Source organism: Escherichia sp. KCJ4928 (assembly GCF_004352695.1).
Classification (GTDB): Bacteria; Pseudomonadota; Gammaproteobacteria; order Enterobacterales; family Enterobacteriaceae; genus ECMA0423.
Window position 1 is genome coordinate 1 of the sequence record NZ_SJWV01000357.1, and the last position, 1,881, is coordinate 1,881.

Genomic DNA, 1,881 nt, shown 5'->3' on the forward strand with positions numbered 1-1,881 from the left:
TTGCTGCGCAGCGCCACCAGCTCCCGGCGTTGATCGTCATTGAGCGAGGCAAAAACAGGCTGTTGATACCAGTCGGCAAATACCGCCGTTAACGGTTCTGTGCAAAAACGCTGCGCCCATTGGCGATCGGAACGCTGACGTTCCGCACGTTGTTCAGCATTTTGCAGCCCCGGATGCCCGCCTTCGACAATAACCCCACAAAGCCCCGCCAGCCCCTGGCAAGCCGCCATCATCGCCACCCGTCCGCCAAGCGAGTACCCCACCAGCCAGAAGTCAAGTATGTTGTAACTAACCAAGGTTTTACGCAGTAAGTCGGTGACATCATCAAATCCATCGACGCTAATCGCCGCCGAACCACCATGACCTGGGAGATCAACATACAACCGTGAGTAGTCGGCAAACGCCTCGCCCACTTCTTGCCATTCGTGGCAATCGCCGGAAAAACCGTGCAAAAACACCAGCCAGGGTAAACCTGGTTTTCCGTGTTTTGCCTGCGCGTGCAGGATCATAAATGGCTTACCTGCGCCAGAAGTTGCTGGAGCGTTTGCGCACCATCGGTGTCGTTAACCACCATTTCAATCACCGTGGTGGTTGGCGTGCGCCAGGCGTCGGCAAATGCCGTTTCAAGTTCCTGCCAGTTTTGCGGACGATGATATTTCAGCTCGAACATCGCGGCGGCGTGCTCAAAATGGACGTTTTGCGGCATCAGATAGAAACGCTCACGCTCGCTTTGCGGCGTTGGCAACAGCGAGAAAATTTGCCCGCCGTTGTTGTTCACCACAATTAATACCAGCGGCGCAGAAACCTGACGCAATAACGCCAGCGCGTTGAGATCGTAAAGTGCGGAGAGATCGCCCACAATCGCCAGCGTCGGTTTGCCGCTTGCCCGCTGAACGCCTGCGGCGGTCGAAAGCAGTCCGTCGATACCGCTGGCCCCTCGGTTGCTGTACACCGGGTAACCTGCCGGAAGTTGCGAAAGCGCATCAATCAGACGTACCACCAGGCTGTTACCAACAAACAATTGCCCCTGTTCAGGCAGATAGTCGCAGATGCGATGCGCCAGTTGCGCTTCGCCAAACGCATCACGGCGGGCAATAACCGCCTGCATTGCCTGTTCCGCCAGGCGCGGGATTTCAACGCACCAGGGCTGGCGTTTTTCTGCCGGATGCAGCTCCAGCCAGTCGGCAATATTGGCAATTAAGCGACGTCCGCGATGGTGTGCCGGATCAAGTCGCCCTTCAATGTCATCAACAATCCAGTACTCTTCTGGTTCACAGCTTGCCTGCCATTGCAGGAGCCGTTTGCCCGTCAGGCTGCTTCCCAGTTGCACCACAATTTGCGCCTGCTGCAGCTCGCTGGTCGCTTTGGCATTGCCTAACCAAAGATCGGCACACGGCAGCGGCTGCCCGGTTTGTGACAGCACATCGCCAATCAGCGGCCAGCCAAGAGTTTGCGCCCACAGGGCAACTTTTTTGCCCTCTTCCGCACTCATGCGCCCGGCAACCACCACGCCGCGCTTTTGTCGCCAGAAGAACCAGTCGCGCTGTTTTTCACTTTCCAGACGAGGCGCTTCACGCAGCCACGGTTTGTCGTCCTGCCACCAGTCACCCAGACGCTGTTGCCAGCTAAGCCCGGTATCGTCCATTTCGCCATACAGCGGTTCAGCAAACGGGCAGTTGATATGGACTCCCCCCGCATGAAGCGTACCGAGAGCGTGGTCGATGGTAGAAACCAGCCAACGTGCGGGGATATCCCGGGTCGGGCGCGGCAATGAAATACTGTGCGTGGGGTGAGAGGCGAACATTCCCGGCTGGCGAATTGCCTGATTCGCGCCGCAGTCAATTAGCTCCGGCGGGCGATCGGCGGTTAACAGGATCAGTT

Annotated in this window: 2 protein-coding genes; both read right to left on the reverse strand. The window is 57.6% G+C overall.

Translation table 11 applies throughout. The annotated features are described in order from the left end of the window. The coding region (locus E0D98_RS23760) for an alpha/beta fold hydrolase (protein ID WP_131891196.1) at positions 1–509 on the reverse strand (509 nt) is incomplete at its 3' end. After that, on the reverse strand, positions 506–1,881 hold a 1,376-nt coding region (gene menD, locus E0D98_RS23765), incomplete at its 5' end, for a 2-succinyl-5-enolpyruvyl-6-hydroxy-3-cyclohexene-1-carboxylic-acid synthase (protein WP_131891199.1). The genes menD and E0D98_RS23760, both read right to left, overlap by 4 nt.